17 protein-coding genes, 1 other RNA gene, 1 pseudogene and 1 riboswitch are annotated in these 16,323 nt (G+C 34.4%); of the genes and pseudogenes, 4 read left to right on the forward strand and 15 right to left on the reverse strand.

Going from position 1 to position 16,323, the window contains the following annotated elements; all coding sequences use genetic code 11:
* Positions 1 to 105: 105 nt before the first annotated feature.
* The 3 genes from WQ54_RS29870 to WQ54_RS29880 form a co-directional block, all read right to left on the reverse strand.
* Entirely contained in the window at positions 106 to 648 is a 543-nt protein-coding gene (locus WQ54_RS29870) for a GNAT family N-acetyltransferase (RefSeq protein WP_046590273.1), read from the reverse strand.
* Positions 649 to 726: 78 nt separating this feature from the next.
* Positions 727 to 1,134, reverse strand: coding sequence for a VWA-like domain-containing protein (locus WQ54_RS29875; protein ID WP_046590276.1), 408 nt, complete (start codon positions 1,132 to 1,134; stop codon positions 727 to 729).
* 275 nt (positions 1,135 to 1,409) lie between these two features.
* Positions 1,410 to 1,643, reverse strand: coding sequence for a methionine aminopeptidase (locus WQ54_RS29880; RefSeq protein WP_156178260.1), 234 nt, complete (start codon positions 1,641 to 1,643; stop codon positions 1,410 to 1,412).
* Positions 1,644 to 1,862: 219 nt separating this feature from the next.
* On the opposite strand from WQ54_RS29880, the gene WQ54_RS29885 reads away from it, so the two are divergent.
* Positions 1,863 to 2,309 carry an SHOCT domain-containing protein gene (locus tag WQ54_RS29885; RefSeq protein ID WP_046590280.1) on the forward strand — a complete coding sequence of 149 codons (447 nt, stop codon included), beginning with the start codon at positions 1,863 to 1,865 and terminating at the stop codon, positions 2,307 to 2,309.
* 456 nt (positions 2,310 to 2,765) lie between these two features.
* Here WQ54_RS29885 and WQ54_RS29890 read toward each other — a convergent pair whose 3' ends face one another.
* Positions 2,766 to 3,005, reverse strand: coding sequence for an HPr family phosphocarrier protein (locus WQ54_RS29890; RefSeq protein ID WP_052738044.1), 240 nt, complete (start codon positions 3,003 to 3,005; stop codon positions 2,766 to 2,768).
* Positions 3,006 to 4,050: 1,045 nt separating this feature from the next.
* Between WQ54_RS29890 and WQ54_RS29895 the strand changes: the two genes are divergently transcribed.
* The 3 genes and pseudogenes from WQ54_RS29895 to WQ54_RS35785 all read left to right on the forward strand — a co-directional run bounded on the left by WQ54_RS29895 (position 4,051) and on the right by WQ54_RS35785 (position 5,740).
* Positions 4,051 to 4,251: a cold-shock protein gene (locus WQ54_RS29895; RefSeq protein WP_046590282.1), complete on the forward strand. Its 201-nt coding sequence runs from the start codon at positions 4,051 to 4,053 to the stop codon at positions 4,249 to 4,251.
* A gap of 671 nt (positions 4,252 to 4,922) precedes the next feature.
* Positions 4,923 to 5,141 carry a helix-turn-helix transcriptional regulator gene (locus WQ54_RS29900; RefSeq protein ID WP_046590283.1) on the forward strand — a complete coding sequence of 73 codons (219 nt, stop codon included), beginning with the start codon at positions 4,923 to 4,925 and terminating at the stop codon, positions 5,139 to 5,141.
* 174 nt (positions 5,142 to 5,315) lie between these two features.
* Positions 5,316 to 5,740: pseudogene (locus WQ54_RS35785) on the forward strand (CBO0543 family protein).
* A 266-nt stretch (positions 5,741 to 6,006) separates the two neighbouring features.
* Here WQ54_RS35785 and WQ54_RS29910 read toward each other — a convergent pair.
* From WQ54_RS29910 to WQ54_RS29955, 11 genes are all read right to left on the reverse strand, one after another.
* The gene (locus tag WQ54_RS29910) at positions 6,007 to 6,294 is read right to left on the reverse strand and encodes a hypothetical protein (RefSeq protein WP_046590285.1); all 288 of its coding nucleotides are present in this window, start codon (positions 6,292 to 6,294) and stop codon (positions 6,007 to 6,009) included.
* A gap of 448 nt (positions 6,295 to 6,742) precedes the next feature.
* Positions 6,743 to 8,053: a nucleobase:cation symporter-2 family protein gene (locus WQ54_RS29915; protein WP_046590287.1), complete on the reverse strand. Its 1,311-nt coding sequence runs from the start codon at positions 8,051 to 8,053 to the stop codon at positions 6,743 to 6,745.
* Positions 8,050 to 8,643 (reverse strand): xanthine phosphoribosyltransferase, encoded by a 594-nt coding sequence (locus WQ54_RS29920; RefSeq protein ID WP_046590289.1) that lies wholly within the window; start codon positions 8,641 to 8,643, stop codon positions 8,050 to 8,052. The genes WQ54_RS29915 and WQ54_RS29920 overlap by 4 nt, the downstream gene beginning before the upstream one ends.
* Before the next feature lie 118 nt (positions 8,644 to 8,761).
* A riboswitch (purine riboswitch) is annotated at positions 8,762 to 8,863 on the reverse strand.
* A gap of 132 nt (positions 8,864 to 8,995) precedes the next feature.
* The gene (locus WQ54_RS29925) at positions 8,996 to 10,501 is read right to left on the reverse strand and encodes a carboxypeptidase M32 (protein ID WP_046590291.1); all 1,506 of its coding nucleotides are present in this window, start codon (positions 10,499 to 10,501) and stop codon (positions 8,996 to 8,998) included.
* A gap of 148 nt (positions 10,502 to 10,649) precedes the next feature.
* A complete protein-coding gene (locus WQ54_RS29930) occupies positions 10,650 to 12,572 on the reverse strand; it encodes an ATP-dependent DNA helicase (protein ID WP_046590292.1) in 1,923 nt (640 codons plus the stop codon).
* Positions 12,573 to 12,738: 166 nt separating this feature from the next.
* The gene (locus WQ54_RS29935; RefSeq protein ID WP_046590294.1) at positions 12,739 to 12,933 is read right to left on the reverse strand and encodes a hypothetical protein; all 195 of its coding nucleotides are present in this window, start codon (positions 12,931 to 12,933) and stop codon (positions 12,739 to 12,741) included.
* Between the two features lie 327 nt (positions 12,934 to 13,260).
* Positions 13,261 to 13,446: a hypothetical protein gene (locus WQ54_RS29940; protein ID WP_046590296.1), complete on the reverse strand. Its 186-nt coding sequence runs from the start codon at positions 13,444 to 13,446 to the stop codon at positions 13,261 to 13,263.
* Positions 13,447 to 13,527: 81 nt separating this feature from the next.
* Positions 13,528 to 14,682: a class I SAM-dependent RNA methyltransferase gene (locus WQ54_RS29945; protein ID WP_046590297.1), complete on the reverse strand. Its 1,155-nt coding sequence runs from the start codon at positions 14,680 to 14,682 to the stop codon at positions 13,528 to 13,530.
* A gap of 133 nt (positions 14,683 to 14,815) precedes the next feature.
* Positions 14,816 to 15,209, reverse strand: an RNA gene (rnpB, locus tag WQ54_RS33190) — RNase P RNA component class B.
* Positions 15,210 to 15,327: 118 nt separating this feature from the next.
* On the reverse strand, positions 15,328 to 15,627 hold the full coding sequence (gene gpsB, locus WQ54_RS29950; RefSeq protein ID WP_046590298.1) for a cell division regulator GpsB: 300 nt from the start codon (positions 15,625 to 15,627) through the stop codon (positions 15,328 to 15,330).
* 104 nt (positions 15,628 to 15,731) lie between these two features.
* Entirely contained in the window at positions 15,732 to 16,292 is a 561-nt protein-coding gene (locus WQ54_RS29955; protein WP_046590299.1) for a DUF1273 domain-containing protein, read from the reverse strand.
* Positions 16,293 to 16,323 lie beyond the last annotated feature (31 nt).

Consider the following 16,323-nt stretch of genomic DNA (forward strand, 5'->3'; position numbering starts at 1 on the left):
CTTTCCCGTATGGGGAAAAGCTAGACGTTTTAAAGGAGTTGTTGTTGTGCAATTTCATTATAACGTAATTAGACCCTTTCTTCATTAATAAATTTTGGTAATCCATTATTCCTTAAAAAAATAAGCCATATAAATTTCATCATCAAACTGCCCATTTATTTTAATTTGCTCCTTTTGAATGCCTTCCTGAATAAAACCGTATCTCTCATAAAGCTTTTGTGCTAAACCGTTAGAAGCAAAGACAGTTAAACATAATTTATGTAAATGATGAAGTCTGCACCATTCAAGGGTATAGCTCATAATTTGACTCCCAATTCCATTCCCTTGGGCTGTATCTATAAGCCAGGTTCTAAATAACCCTGTGTGCCTTTTCATCTCTAGTTCACCTCTTATGACCCGTGCAATCCCGACAACTTTATTTTCTAGTTCAACTGCAACATACATATTATCAAGCTGGTTCATTTCTATTATAAATTCTTTTTCTTCCTCAATTGTATGTGGACTCTCTTTTTGAATATACGTTCCAGCTTCTAAGATGTTTTCAACTGCGTTCACAATATTTGCTGCATCTGTGATTTTGACAGGTCGCAGAAGAACCTCTTTTCCATTTTTAGCTTTAAAGATTTTTACAAGCTCAGTACCTTTCATCTTGGCCCTCTCCTTGAAAATCCGGTTGTTCATATAAATACAGGCTGACATTTAAGGTCAGCCCATTTTATGATTCATTTATGCAACACGTATCGCTTTTCCAAATGGTACCTTTGGAATAAACTCATCTGGAACTAACCAAAAAACCTCTTTTTTAAAAATAATATCTTCATAAAAATAACCAGTTACATCCGTTATATAAAAAAGTGTGTCAATTTCTTCTTTTTCTGCCCATTCTAGTACCTCGGTATAGGATGATTTTCCATGTGTATAATACTTAATTTGCTCTTCTTTTATCGAGGTAATACTTCTTATTTTAAAGTCTGCCTGCACCAAGAGGCTATCAGGACACACTTCACCAAACAGTTTTACAATATTTTGAATTAGAATGGTTCTCGTTTGGTTTGTCGAAGTGTCGATAGCAAGGGCAATTTTCTTATCTTTACGCTCTTGCAGCTTTGCAAGTAAGATTCTTTGCCATTTCATTTTCACAACTCCCCTCACATTTACCCATCTTAACAGGCTGTAATCCCTTATCCTTGTTTGTATTGCTTTTTTCTTTCCATAGCTTGGTGGATACAGCCCCTAAAGATCCGATAAGTCTCGCTATATTCCATCTTAACGGGCTGTAATCCATTATACTGTTTGTATTGCTTTTACTTTCCATAGCTTGGTGGATACAGCCCCTAAAGATCCGATAAGTCTCGCTATATAAAACAACATAACTATTTTGTGCAAATTAAAAATCAATTATGAGGACTTCAGTGAAGTTGTTGTTCAGAGGAGTTCCAATCTGAAAACTGACCGGTGCCATTGCAGCCGGGGCAATCAAAAATACTGTCATACGTTGGTGTGTGTAAACTGGTTAATGTCGTGATAAATCCTTTCCCTCTACAATCAGGACACTTACCTAGAGCCTCCATTTCTGCACGTATTTTTTGATTTCTTCCTACATTCCAATCCGAAAATGCTTTTATAAGATTCACAAATCTCACCTCTTTTTCCTTAATATGTATCCTGAGGAGAAATTTTAAACCATATATTCCTAAAGAATTGTCAAAGCTAATTATAGGTGATTTCTGCATTTATTTAAGTAACTTAAATGAAAATTGATTTATATATTTTTTTCATTTCTTACCTTAACTTTTTACGTGTTATTATGTAAAATAATAAATAGTTTCATATACTCGGAATACAAGAAAAGGAGCTTATTAATGGCTGAGTTAGCATTTAAAGAATATAGTTTCAAAAAAGGCAGTAAAACAACCGTATATTTATATCAAAGCAGCATTGAAATCATTCATCATGGATTTTTAGGAAAATTTAATAGAGTCAAGCTTATGCAATTTAAGAATATCACTGAGGTGATTATAAAGAATCCTGGTTTTGCATCCAATGGAAGCATAATATTGGATTGCGGAAATAATAAAAATAAAAATGAAAGACATGAAAATACAATTGAATTTGCAAAAATTGAAAAAGAGCTTGCAATTGACTTAAAGGAAATGATTGAAACCAAAATTGAAGAAATAAAAGGGCAGCGAGCGGATTCTGCAATCGACAATTTTGATAAACTGAAAAAATTAAAAGAGCTTGCAGATCTTGACATTTTATCTGAGGAAGAATATCAAGAACAAAAGGAAAGAATTTTAGAAAGTTAATTTAGAAAATTAGCAAAGTATAAGATGCTAAGCATTCGCCGACAAACTTGTTCCTAACTTTTAATTCCTATTTGATTAGACTCTAGATATAATAATAATGCGACGTAATTCGCTATAATTGCACTTAGAGATTTTTGTGCTTCGGGAAAATAAGTATGAGATGCTCATCCACTTGCAAAAGTATTGTAATTCAAAGCAAAAGGTCAAACCCACATCATGTTGTGTTGGGGTTCGTCCTTTTGCTTTTTTATGGTTCAGGAATTTATAAAATTACTTGTACTGTGGATTAGCAATTCGACATTTAGCTAAAGCGTCAAGCCCATTTAGAATTGCAGGCAAAAGATCGCGCCTTTATATTCAAAATGAGCTTATTTGCACTAGGCTGAGAAAGGCCGCTTGCGCTTTTGTTCTTATACCCATGAGAATTGCTAAGCAGTTATTCTCCGCATATAGATTTTAAAGCAGCAATTTAATAAATTCTTTGATCGCTTCTTCTTCATCTTCTCCTTTTGTCATGATTGTAACATCTGTTTCCTGCCTAAGTGTTGCCAAAAGTCCCATTAAACTTTTTGCATCTACTCTAAAACTATTACCGACTATATAAATATCAGATTCAAATTTATTTGCAGTTTCTGCAATTTTAATCAATTTTTCTACTGTTAAATGCCGTGTGATTTTCATATCCTTGACTCTCATTTTGATTTACTCCTATTGTAAGAATTGTAAAGTGAGACTTCCATCTGTGGGGGTTTACTTCATCCTTTTGATGGTTGTGCTAACACTTATCAGATTTTTACGGGCAGTTATCCATTAATTGAATCTAAAAAAACGGTTATATTGCAGTTACGATTGAGAAAAAATCCTATTTTATATATACATATGCCGTGATACACTTTTTGTTTCTTTTTAGAGTTCTTTAAACACCTATATAATGAACGCTTACAAAGTATATAAAAAAAGTAAACGAAAAAACGAAGAAAAACAAGATTAAGATTGATCAAATTTCAAATACCATCGTGGAAATATATAGGGAAAATTCCAATATATTTAATAAAGAAGAAAAAAGCATTGGATATGCCCTAATGCTATTCAACCTAACTATGGAAATTTTGTTCATTTTTTTGATTTCGCTTTTAATAAAAATATGGTTCGTGACTCCTTTACTAACATTTATTGTAATGATTGTTTGATGTACAGTTATCAAACCAGCACTTTTTATATTGGGAGTTTTCCCCACTATTCTTGGATCTGTTGTACGAAAAAAGGTAGTAAATCTTATGTACCATATGTGCCTTTAACGTTCTTAATTTTTATTAATCTAGTTTTAATTACCTCTGTTTCGATAACGGATTCTTTATTAGTATACCTGCCTTTCGTATCTCTAGGTTGAGATTCATTGTTTGTTCGTTTTATATCCCTCATTATGTTACCTCTATTAATTTAATTTCCTCCAAGTTGTCTCCATAAGTTCGACACTTTATACCAGTTTCCCTAATAAATTAATAAATAAATATTTTACAAGTAAATTTAATATAAATTGATATTTTTATAAGAAAATTTAATATGCAAATCACGAAGTTTGTTATCCATTTGCTTTTCCAAAAATTATCTGCTATCCTTAAGAAGAATTATTTTTGTTCGGTATGTAAGGAAAGAATAAGTATTTAAACTTTTCGCCTTTGATATCTAATTGAGCAAGGATAGTATTAAACAGTGGATATCCACACAGGAGGCAACAAATATGCAACAAGGTACAGTAAAATGGTTTAACGCAGATAAAGGTTTCGGGTTCATCGAAGTTGAAGGCGGCAGCGATGTATTCGTTCATTTCTCAGCTATCCAAGGCGATGGGTTTAAATCTTTAGACGAAGGTCAAAAAGTGACTTTTGAAGTTGAACAAGGTCAACGCGGACCACAAGCAGTTAACGTAAACAAAGCTTAATTAATGAAGGAAGGACTCTAATTAATTTTAGAGTCCTTTTTTATTTTCAGACAATAAAAATCCCCACTCAATAATGAATGGGGGAGGTAAACATGTAAAAAGGTATTAAAATGGTTAGGTAAAGCATAACATACTATTTGTAGAATACCTAATTTAAAAAAAATAAAGTGTAAAATAGCTTTCTTAACTAAGAAACCTTCTAATCCTAACCTCATCTTCCATGAACTCAGCAAAACTTAATTGCTTCAATATAAATTCCTCATCATTAGATTTCTAAATACTAAAATATATGTCGGCCATCACCAACCAAAGTTGATTCAAGTTTAATAAAGGTCATTTACTCATGTTGTAATTCATGTTGAACACTCCTTTATAAATCCTTCTTAGTAAATACGTGATAATGCAATCAAGCTATCACACCATTCATCAATCTTCTTTTTACGATTTTCTGATGATGTATAGAAGATAATTGTAGGAGTATGTTTGAATTTCTGTTTTATCGATAAAGATAAATCTTTATATTGATCAATCTAGTAAGTAAAGAAAATGATTAAATTATAGGCCTCAGATTTAGAGTCTTTTTTATTCTAATTAAAATTGATATTTTATTTGTTTAATTTCAATTCACTTAACTGTATGCTATAATTTTATTTAGAAGCGAGGTGTCGATTTTGACTGAATATAAAGCCAAAAAAAGTAATCTTAAAGAACTTTTAACCAAAAACAACACTAAGCTTGATGTTCTTGCGGCTAATACAAACATTCCAATAGAACAACTTAATGAATATTTAGATAAGAAGGTTATGAATCTAAATAATGCAATGACCATATCAAAGGAATTAAACTGTACTATAGAAGATCTTTATAAATGGAAAGTTTCTGGAGAGTGATTAAGTTCACTCTTTTTTAATTTTAACCTTGAAAGAAATTGTAAATTAATTACTATTTAACCCCTTCGTATTTGGACATATTAAAATATGGAGGGATGATCTGTGGGACAAAAATTTGAAAAAACTGTATTAAGGGTATTAACTGTGATAGGCACTATTGGTTGTATTATACTAATGAAAAAACCCCCAGTTAAAGATTGGTTATTGATATTTTTATTCAAAGGTTATTTATCATCTATTCTAGACAAGCTGCTTGTAAGAACAGGATATATTAAGTATCCAGTTAATTTGTTCGGAAAATACTTTGATATTAGTTTTATCTACGATTACCTGCTCTTCCCTATATCATGTGTTTACTATAATCAAATCCAAGAAAATCTAAACTTATTGGAATAATATTAAAGGTCTTTTTATTTAGTGTTCCAATGACACTTATAGAGCATTGGTTTGAGAAAAATACTCGATTAATTAGCTTCAGGAAGGGTTGGAATACAACTAAAAGTTTTATCACAATGACATCAACCTTTTTGATTGTCCGTGGTTTCATTGCAATAGTTAGAAAAGCTAATAACACGCCTGTTGAGGAGAATAACAAATAAATTCCAAACAATTGTACATAATAACCTCAAGACACTTGGGAGAGATTTCACACTCACTTTGACCATTTGATCAACTTACTATGTGTCTTATTGATTTTTCCTGTTAATGACTAGCACAAGGATTTGCTTAACTACCCACATGCAATCCTTGTGCCCTCCTTATTAAAGATCAACCGCTGCTCACTCCGAGACTACATTCCCAACTCGTTCGATGAGGCTGAAACTCCTATAAACAATAAAACCCAGAAAAAGTGTTTCTGAGTTTCTCATTTATAATATTGTCTGAAATACGTAATTACTTCTAAACGTCCATCTTTATTAATTCTAATCATAAGTTTTTTCTCATTTGAAAAAATCATTGTTATCACATTATCTTTAGAGCTCCATGAAATTATTTCATTTCCCCACATTTCCATTATGTTGTTTTCATTGATTAGATCTAATTCATCTTTCCCCTTATTAGTTTCATCTTCTAAGTTATTCCAAAATTTATCTGTATCGACTTTTTTCGTTTTCCACACTCTCATATCAACTGGTTCATGTTTGTTTTTCATTCCCATCCACTCCCTTTTTATCTATTTACCATTATTAAACAAAAAGGAAACCTCAACTAACTTTTTTATTTTTGTCTTGCTTCTTGGTTTGATTTTTGGCTGAATGGCAGGCTAAGATTGAAACGGGTTGAAATTCCTCAAGCCATAAAATAAAGAAGTTATAATGCTCTTCGTAGCTGATTATGGTTTCTTCCTTCATACCTTATGACTTTTTAGCAATAAAGAATGCTTTTTCAAAACTAATATTGTCTTCTTCGAATTGATTTTCTTTTCTTTCTCGTTTAGTGATTCTTTTTCTCTTCAAAAAAATGCCTCCAATCACTCTAACTAGAGTAAATGAAGGCATTATATTTCCAACATATCACGATTATTTATCCAACCTTTTATTGAAAATTAATACACAATAGGTTGGATAATTTCAATAAAAAACCCGTAAACAAAATCCCCTTTAAGAAACTTTCCTTTCAACTCCAATACGATTGTTTCCTTCTTTTTTAGCAGTTTGAATGACATTAAAGATAATGTTTAAAATAATAGCTGTTAAACTTCCTGCCACAATTCCGCTATTTGTTATAATTTTTACTGATTCAGGTAAACCTGCAAAAATATCAGGTACAACTGTTACTCCAAGTCCAAGACCAACTGAACATGCAATAATTAATAGATTTTCCTGTGAAGAAAAGTCTACTTGACTAAGCATTTTCACACCGTAAGCAACAACCATTCCAAACATGGCAATCATTGCTCCTCCTAATACAGATGATGGAATAACTGTTGCAAGAGCAGCAATTTTCGGTACCAAGCCTAAGCCGATTAGCATAAGGGCTGTTGTGTAAATAACACGGTTTGTTTTAATGCCTGACATTTGAACAAGACCAACATTTTGTGAAAAGGTTGTATAAGGAAAAGCATTAAATATTGCGCCAAGCACATATGCTAAACCTTCAGCCCGATACCCTCTAGCTAAATCTTTATCATTTATTTTTTTATTACATATATCGCCTAGTGCAAAATAGACACCTGTTGATTCAACCATACTTACAACTGCCACTATCGTCATCGTTAGAATTGGTGCAAGTTCAAAACTTGGTGTGCCAAAATAGAACGGCTTGCCGATATTAAACCATGATGCTTCATATACAGGCTGGAGATTTACCTTCCCCATGAATCCTGCGATAACGGTCCCCGCAATGATTCCTATTAAAATTGAAATAGCACGGACAAAACCTGTAAAAAAACGATTAATCAATATGATTAAGAAAAGGACACTAAATGCTAATATAAGATTTTCTTTTGATCCGAAATCTGGACTGCCTTGACCGCCAGCCATATTATTCATCGCAACAGGAATCAACGTGATTCCAATTATTGTGACAACAGAACCTGTGACAACTGGCGGGAAGAATTTTACTAATTTACCGAAAACAGAAGAAATAAGAATGACGATCAACCCTGATGTTAGGACTGCACCATAAATCGATGACACACCGTACTCATTGCCGATTGCAATCATTGGTCCAACAGCAGTAAATGTACATCCTAATACGACAGGTAACCCTATCCCAAAAAAACGATTTTTCCAAACTTGTAAAAACGTTGCAACACCGCACATAAAAATATCAATTGCAACTAAATACGTTAATTGTGCACCAGTTAAACCAATTGCACTCCCTACAATTAAAGGAACTACAACTGCCCCTGCATACATAGCTAAAACATGCTGGATTCCTAAAGAAAGATTTTTCAATGATTGATTCACGATTTAACCACCTCAAGTTCTTCAACAAAGGTTACCTTACCATCTTTTAATGAATGAATTCTTGCTAAAGATTCGACCTGATAGCCTAATTCCTTTAAATCCTTTGCACCCTTTTGGAACGATTTTTCAATAACGATCCCAATACCTGCTACAGTTGCACCAGATTTTTCAACAATTTCAATAAGTCCTTTCGCAGCTTCACCATTAGCTAAAAAATCATCTATAATTAAAACCCGATCTGTTTCATTTAGAAATTGCGAGGATACAGCAACCGTGTTTTCTTCTTGTTTAGTGAATGAATAAACAGATGATACAAGCAGTTGATCTGTTAAGGTTAAAGATTTTCTTTTTCTTGCAAAAATCACCTTCACATCAAGCTCGAGACCGGTCATAACAGCAGGAGCAATACCAGATGATTCAATCGTCACAATTTTAGTAATCCCTGCGTTCTTAAAACGATTGGCAAACTCCAAGCCTATTTCTTTCATAAGTGGTGGATCAATTTGATGATTTAAGAATGAATCAACCTTTAATACACCATCTGAAAGAACGATGCCTTCATCTTGTATTTTTTTTCTAAGCAACTTCATTTATTTCTTCCCCCTCATGAATGAATATATCGTAACAAATAAAAAAGCGGCATTGCTTCCTAATATAAGTGAAGCAATGCCGCATAAAAATCAAAATGGAGAAAACCATTTTCATTTGCTACATATAAACTCCACCCATAGTCGAGTAATTTACGGTTACTCGGTAGAAACTTGTGAGCCATATCCCCACGATTATATGAGTGCTTATCCAATTAAGAAAAATTATATCAATAAATGGTTTATTTGCAAATGTTTTTTATCAAAAACACGAACTTTTTTAATGTAAACCATTGAGAATTTTCGTAAAATTAAAAAAGAAGCAGCTTTCACTGCTTCTCATTGTATACGTTCTTTAGAGATGATAAATGCTCCGATACTTTTCCTCGAGATAGTCAACCAAATATTGGGCATTCAATCCTTCACCAGTTACATCCTTTATAATTTCTAGAGGTTGTTTGGTTTTTCCATATTGGTGAATATGCTCTGTTAACCATGCTTTTATTTTCGTAAATTGACCTGCTTCAACTAGTTGATCAAAATCTGGCATGTCTTTAAGCAAGGCATGTTTGATTTGAGCAGCATACATATACCCTAATGCATAGGATGGAAAATAACCAAAGCTTCCTCCCGCCCAATGTACATCCTGGAGTACACCCACAGCATCATTTGCAGGGGTAATTCCTAAATATTCCTGATACTTTTCATTCCACACTTCCGGAAGCTGCTCTACTGTAATTTCATCATTAAAGAGGGCTTTTTCAATCTCATAACGAACCATAACATGCAGAGAATAAGTTAATTCATCTGCTTCAATTCGGATAAGGGAAGGCTTTGATTCATTAATCGCCTCATAAAATTCCTCTAGGCTGACACCTTCAAATTGTCCTGAAGAAAATTCCTTCAGATGCTGGTAATACCGCTGCCAAAAGCCTTTATTTCTACCAATAAAATTTTCATAAAACAAAGATTGAGACTCGTGGATTCCCATGGATGTTCCACTGCATAAAAACGTCCCTTCCAGCTTTTCTGAGATATTTTGCTCATAAATGGCATGACCGCATTCATGTATAGTGCCAAATACGGCCGTTCTGAAATCACTTTCATCATATTTCGTTGTGACCCTGACATCATTGCGGTTGAGAGTAATTTCAAATGGATGAACGGTTTCGTCAAGTCGTCCAGCTTCAAAATCATAGCCAATTTCTTTTAAAAGAAATTCACTAAGCTCTTTTTGTTTAGCTTTTGGAAAATTTTTATATAAAAAATCAGTATTTGGCTTAAAACTTGAATGAGATATTTCTTTCACAAGAGGAACAATTTTTTCACGGACTTGTGCAAAAACTTTATCTAAAAGATCCACTGTGATCCCTGGTTCATATTCATTTAATAATGTATTATATTTATTTCCTTTATAGCCCCAATATGTAATCAGTTTTTTATTATAGTCGACAAGCTTTTGTAAATAAGGCGCAAATAGGCTAAAATCTGATTTTTCTTTCGCTTCCTCCCATTTAGCTTCCGCTTTAGAACATAGAATCACATATTCTTGATATTCTTTTGGAGGGATAACCTTATTTTTCTTATATTCCTTTTTCATGAGCTCAACTGCCTTTTGCGTGATTGGATTGAGCGATGCAAAAACGGCTTCCTCTGACAAAGCTGTCAAGTAATCATTCATTTGCTCTGACACAAGCATTTGAAACGCTTCTGTAGAGAGCATGCCAATAACCTCTGAGCGCTGTTCTATCCCTTTTTTAGGTGCACCAGTTCGCATATCCCAATACATCACATTAATAGCCTCTTCATAAGCTTGCATCTTCTTTAGATATTCAATAAAATCATGTTCAATTTGACTCATTTTCCACACTCCCCTTCTCCCTATACCCAATGGCTAATAAAACACTTATTAAGACACTTTCTATTAAAGCGTAATTATCAAAAGAGAGATTGTCAATCAATGATTACCATTTTTATCATTGATTGACAATAAAGGTAACTGCCCCTGCTTATTGCATAATTGGTTCTACAGGTAAGACCGCTGCAATTTTATCTTCAATGAAACGATCACTTTCATGAAGGAAAATGGTGATCGATCCTTTATCTTCATTTGTCCTGATTAATCTCCCAATTCCTTGTCGTAGCCTTAGTAACATATAAGGGAGCTCCACTTCATTAAACGGATCCTGCTTGTCTGATTTTTTCGCTTCAAATACTGGGTCATCTGGTGGATATGGGAGCGACCACATAATAACATTTGAAAGCGAGGGACCTGGTATATCGAGCCCCTCCCATAAGTGAACGGCGCAAAGAACAGATTCCTCGTTTTGCTGAAAATCCTTTACAAGTGAGCTGATTTCTTGATCACCTTCAAATAATATAGGGAAACTCAGGGACTCCGTCTCCAACATGTCTTTAAAAGATTTTAACTCTTGCTGGGATGAAAATAATACAAGACCTCTTCCGCCGGTTCGTTCTAATTCGATAAGCGTTTTTTGGAATTTTCCTCTTTGATTATTTTCAACCATAAGCTTCACTTCCATTTGCTCCTCATAGTCAAAAGGTGATTCGACTGAAAGTGATAAATAATTATTGACTCCTAAGCTATTCGCAATAAAATCAAAAGACTTATCATCTGATAGTGTGGCAGATGAGAAAATAAAAGGTATTTTTTTAGAGAAAACTTTTTCGCGTAAAACTTCTTCTACTTTTCGCGGCATAATAACAAGGCTGTAATCATTTTCCTTTTCTTCTACCCAACTTACAGCATTATTTTTTTGATTAAATAATGATAAGGAGTATTCCATTTGATCGATGTACTCTTCAACAATTTTTAATTCATACTCATCAATTGTAAAGAGCTCTCCCTCAAATACAAGCGCCTCACTTATTTCAGCTAACTTTTGCTGCAATTTTTTAGCTGTTGATTGAAGTTGGTCCTTTTGATTAATTTTCAAACGATTAGATCCTTCAATAACAGTTGTACAAGCTTGTAAATCATCAAAAAATTCATCATTGATCGCAAGTCCGTCCTCAACCAAATAAGCAAGCTCTTCGCGAATCTCATTTTGAAGCAGCCTTTCTAAAAAGATCTGCAATGAACTTTGTTTCACACGGTAAGTTAGTGCCTTTTGTGCTGCAAACTCTAATAAATGTCCTTCATCAAAAACCACGCTGCTATATTCCGGAAGAAGCGGCATTTGCCCTTCTCGCTTTCTAGATTCATATGTCCAAACATGTTCCATAAAGTAATCATGTGAACAAACAATAAGATCAGATGCTTTTCGATAATGATTACGTGACAGCGTTAAACCGCAGCGATGGCGCTGTTCACAGGTAAAACAATCTTGAAACGAATCCCAACCAATCTTGTCCCATTCATCATCAGATAAATGGCTGAATTCCTTTCGGTCACCATATGGTGAAAATTGCTGCATACCAGCTTTTTCATGGACAAAATCCGGGAGAGATTGATAAACATCTAAATATTTTTCATTTCCGTTTTTTTGAATCACATCATCCAGCTTATTTAAACATAAATATTGACTGTGGGTTTTACTTAACCGTACATCCATTTGTAAATGTAAAGATGCTGATAGCTTAGCAATATCTCCCTCTTGTTTAACAAGCTGTTCTATTAATGTTTCGTCAGCACAAGCGATAATTGCTGGTTTTCCTGTGTATCTTGCATAGGCTAAGGCATAGAGTAAGTAAACAATTGTTTTTCCGGTGCCTACTCCTGCTTCAGCAAACATAACCTTTTTTTCTTGAAAGGCTCTTTCAAGTTGAAAAGCCATGAATATTTGTTCATCTCTTAACTCAAAGCCCTTTTCAGGAAGGATATCGTAAAAAACATCTCCAATCCAATTATTTAAGGCTTGATAAAAACTCTCATCCTTTGAAATGGAAAAAGGCAAACGCGACGTTACCATGTACGTTCCTCCAATATACTCGAATTCCTATTTATTCACAAAATATAATTATCTTATTTCAAAATGGAGTTGTCAACTTTTATGCGGAAGCGGTTCACTATAGTAAAGGGGATTTGATAACAATTAAAAGGAGTCAGCGAGGAATGCTACTCCTTTTTTGCAGAAGTTATTTATCAAATAACGTCTCGATGATTAACTGATGATCAATCGATGTTGCATGTGCCAAGGCTTTCATCATATCTTCTCTCGCAGTGCCGAGCTGAAGAACAGCAGGAGAATCTATACCGATTTGTTCCTCTAATGATTTTTGAGTCGAATGAAGCGCCTTTGAAATTAGCTGGAATTGCTGATCTTCGTACATAACTTATACCACCCTTTTTTTATGAAAATCAACTGAATAAAAAACAGACAATTAATGAATCTGATAATTCATCATATGTTCATCTGCTTTCAATTTATTCCTTCTATAATGTTGATTTTTTAGTAATCAGAATGGTTTTATAATGAACAGAAAACAATTATTTTATTCCTATAGGATTTATTTAGAAAGGAAGCTTGTTATTTCCTCTCGTTGTTTTGCTTTCCAATAACGTTCAGGGAACCTCATGAGCCTCTCTTAGACTCTTTTTGATAAAAATAATATACTCAAGTCATAAAACAAAGTTAAAATGAAAAAACGAAGAGAAATTTACTCTTCGCCTTCCACCTTTTTATATCCTAGTTGTAATAGTTCTTCCGTTACCACATCAGGTGTAACAATATAGTATGTATTTCCCTCATCATTTGTAATTATGACTTCAGTTGGGCTTGCATCGACACGAGCAGCATCTAAAGAAAAATACTTTGGGCCAAGCTGGTCAAGTATTGTAGACATACGTTCCACCTCCTTACCGTTTATTATAGCAAGCTTTATCTTGATTTACATAGCTTATTTCCAAGCAAGTGAAAGTTTCCTTTATTCAGAATCAGCCTTTTTTCTAGGCGGACGGACAGATGACCAATATTGATAAAAATCAGTTTTAATAAATCCATTAAATAGCTTACGCTTTTTCGTTGCTGGTTTTCCGTAGAAATCCTCAAAGCCTTCATGTGAAGTCAGCATATAAATGCTCCATGTGTCTAAAGGTGCAAATGCTTGCCCCATTTCCCGATACATTTGTTCAACAGCCTTTTTCTCTCCAAGGCGCTCACCATATGGAGGATTCCCTACAATAACACCGAATTCCTTTGTAGTTGTAAAATCCTTGACCTGCATTTGCTTAAAATTTATTAGTTCGCGCAGACCTGCTTCATCAGCATTTGCTTCTGCAATCCGAACCATTCGATGGTCAATATCAGATGCTTGAATATCAAGGGGTTGATCATAGTTAGCCTTATCTTCAACCTCTTGTCGGGCAAGATCCCACTTGTCCTCTCCGATCCAATGCCAATCCTCTGAAACAAATTCACGATTAAAGCCAGGTGCAATATTTTGTCCGATAAGGGCCGCCTCAATTGGAATCGTACCAGAGCCGCAAAATGGATCGACAAGAGGCTTGTCAGGTGTCCAATTTGTTAATAATACTAACGCAGCAGCAAGTGTTTCTTTTATAGGTGCCCCTCCTTGATCTACACGGAAACCGCGCTTATGGAGGCCTGCTCCGCTTGCATCAATTGTTATTGTTGCCACGTCTTTTAAAAGCGCAACTTCTATACGGTATAACGGTCCGTCTTCAGTCAACCAGCCTGTTGTTTTATAATGAGATTTTAATTTTTCAACCACAGCTTTTTTAACAATCGCTTGACAATCAGGGACACTAGCTAAGGTGGATTTTACTGATTTTCCTATCACTGGAAATTCTGCATTCAAAGGTAAAAATTGCCCCCAGTTTAATGCCTTTGTTCCTTCAAAAAGCTCATCAAACGTTTTTGCCTTAAATTCTCCTACCTTAATTTTGATTCGGTCTGCTGTTCGCAACCAAAGGTTCGTCCGGCAAACAGCTAATTCATCTGCTTCAAAGCTCACCTTACCGTTTTCGACTTTACATTCATAACCCAAATCCCTTACTTCTTTACCGACAATCGCCTCTAGCCCCATCGCAGATGTTGCAATTAGTGATAATTTCTTCATTTTTCACCCTACCTTGGCATCTATTTCTTCATTGATTAATTTATCATAAAAAACATCATCATATGTAAATGAAAAGGGGCTGAATAAGTCAGCCCCCTAATAGTTTATGTTTTCATAATACTGATTAATAACGTTCGATAAGCCATGTTTTGTTCCATTGTACTCCAAACGGCATTGCCTCGTACTCAGGTGGTAATCATCTATCTACAGGAACATGATGCCCCTGTCCTTCTCTTCGTTCATTTCCTTCAAGAAGGTGCCCCTACCATTATTTGGGTTTCTCGCTCGTGGGGTTTACCCCGTTCCACTCTTACAATTTCTTGTAAGACTTCGTCACTGTGGCACTTTCAAGGTAGTCAAGCCATATCCATAGGACTTAGGCTTTTTCCCTGCCGTCAACTCAGGGTTAAACCTAAGCTGCCCTAGCTTATGAATTCGCTAGGCACGATCACTACGGGCATCTCAGCACCGTGCGAGCATGGACTTTCCTCTACAGTCCTATACGACTGCAGCGATTACCTGAACGTTATTAATGAAACAGCAAGAATTATTATACATAATTCTGCTATATAAAACAAGTGTTAAAATCAGGATAATAAAGAGAGGCACCCATCAGGCTGGGTTTTATTGCCCGCTTAAATGGGATCAATCATAAAGCTTGCTGCCAAAAACATGCTTTTCTAAATTTGATAACCGTTTCAAAATATCAAAATTCGTTGTGTTTGTTTGAACAGGCGGCTGTTTTTTATATGTATCATCTAATTGTTTTTTTAACCGAAGATTTTCCTGTTGTAGGTCCTCAATTTCTTGATGAAAGGTTTCATAATCTTTTATGACCATATCAAGAAACTTGTCAACTTCCTCTTGTTTATATCCTCTAACACCAGTTTTAAATTCTCTTTCCAGGATTTCTTTAGCCGTTAATTTTATTTTATCTGAAAGCATATCTTTCACCTCTTATAGCGAAGTCATCAACCTATATTTTTTCAGAAATCTTGGCAATTGTCAATTTCAATTAAACTGCATTTTTCTTTCTCATTTTACACCAATTACCAATAATCAACATTTTTCATCATTTCTTCCTCTACAATCATTTGCAGGTCAGAAAAAGTGATGAGTCCGATAAAATAACTGCTCGATTCTTCCTTTTTCCTAGCGGTCTCTAATAAATATTTTGGTGAACCTTGCTTTTCTTCATCATATACGAGTAAAAGCCCTTCACTTTTCCTAATAAGAAACTCATTTTTTAGTTTAAGCTGTTCAGGATTATCATACTCTCTTTTTGTAATGCTATCTACTAGATCAGCCTGCGACAAGATAAATTCATAGTATTCGCGATTCGCTTCATTCCAGCCGCTTTCTTGATTAAGATAAGGAGTAAGAACAGCTAGCTTTGCGTCCGGGTATTCTAACTGTAAATCCAATACCACTTCTGCAGCCCATAACTCAACACCTAATTGTCCGCTAATAATTACCCATTCAAGACCTTCTTCAAAAAATCCAATTAGCAATTTTTCTATCGCTTTTTTTATATATAGTACCGCTGGATCATCATTTTTAAAGACCCCTAACTCAAACGATTTATATCCAGAGATTGTTAATACTTTCATCGTTTATCACCTAATTATGTCTTATCACTTA

Source organism: Bacillus sp. SA1-12, from assembly GCF_000981385.1.
Taxonomy (GTDB): domain Bacteria; phylum Bacillota; class Bacilli; order Bacillales; family Bacillaceae; genus Metabacillus.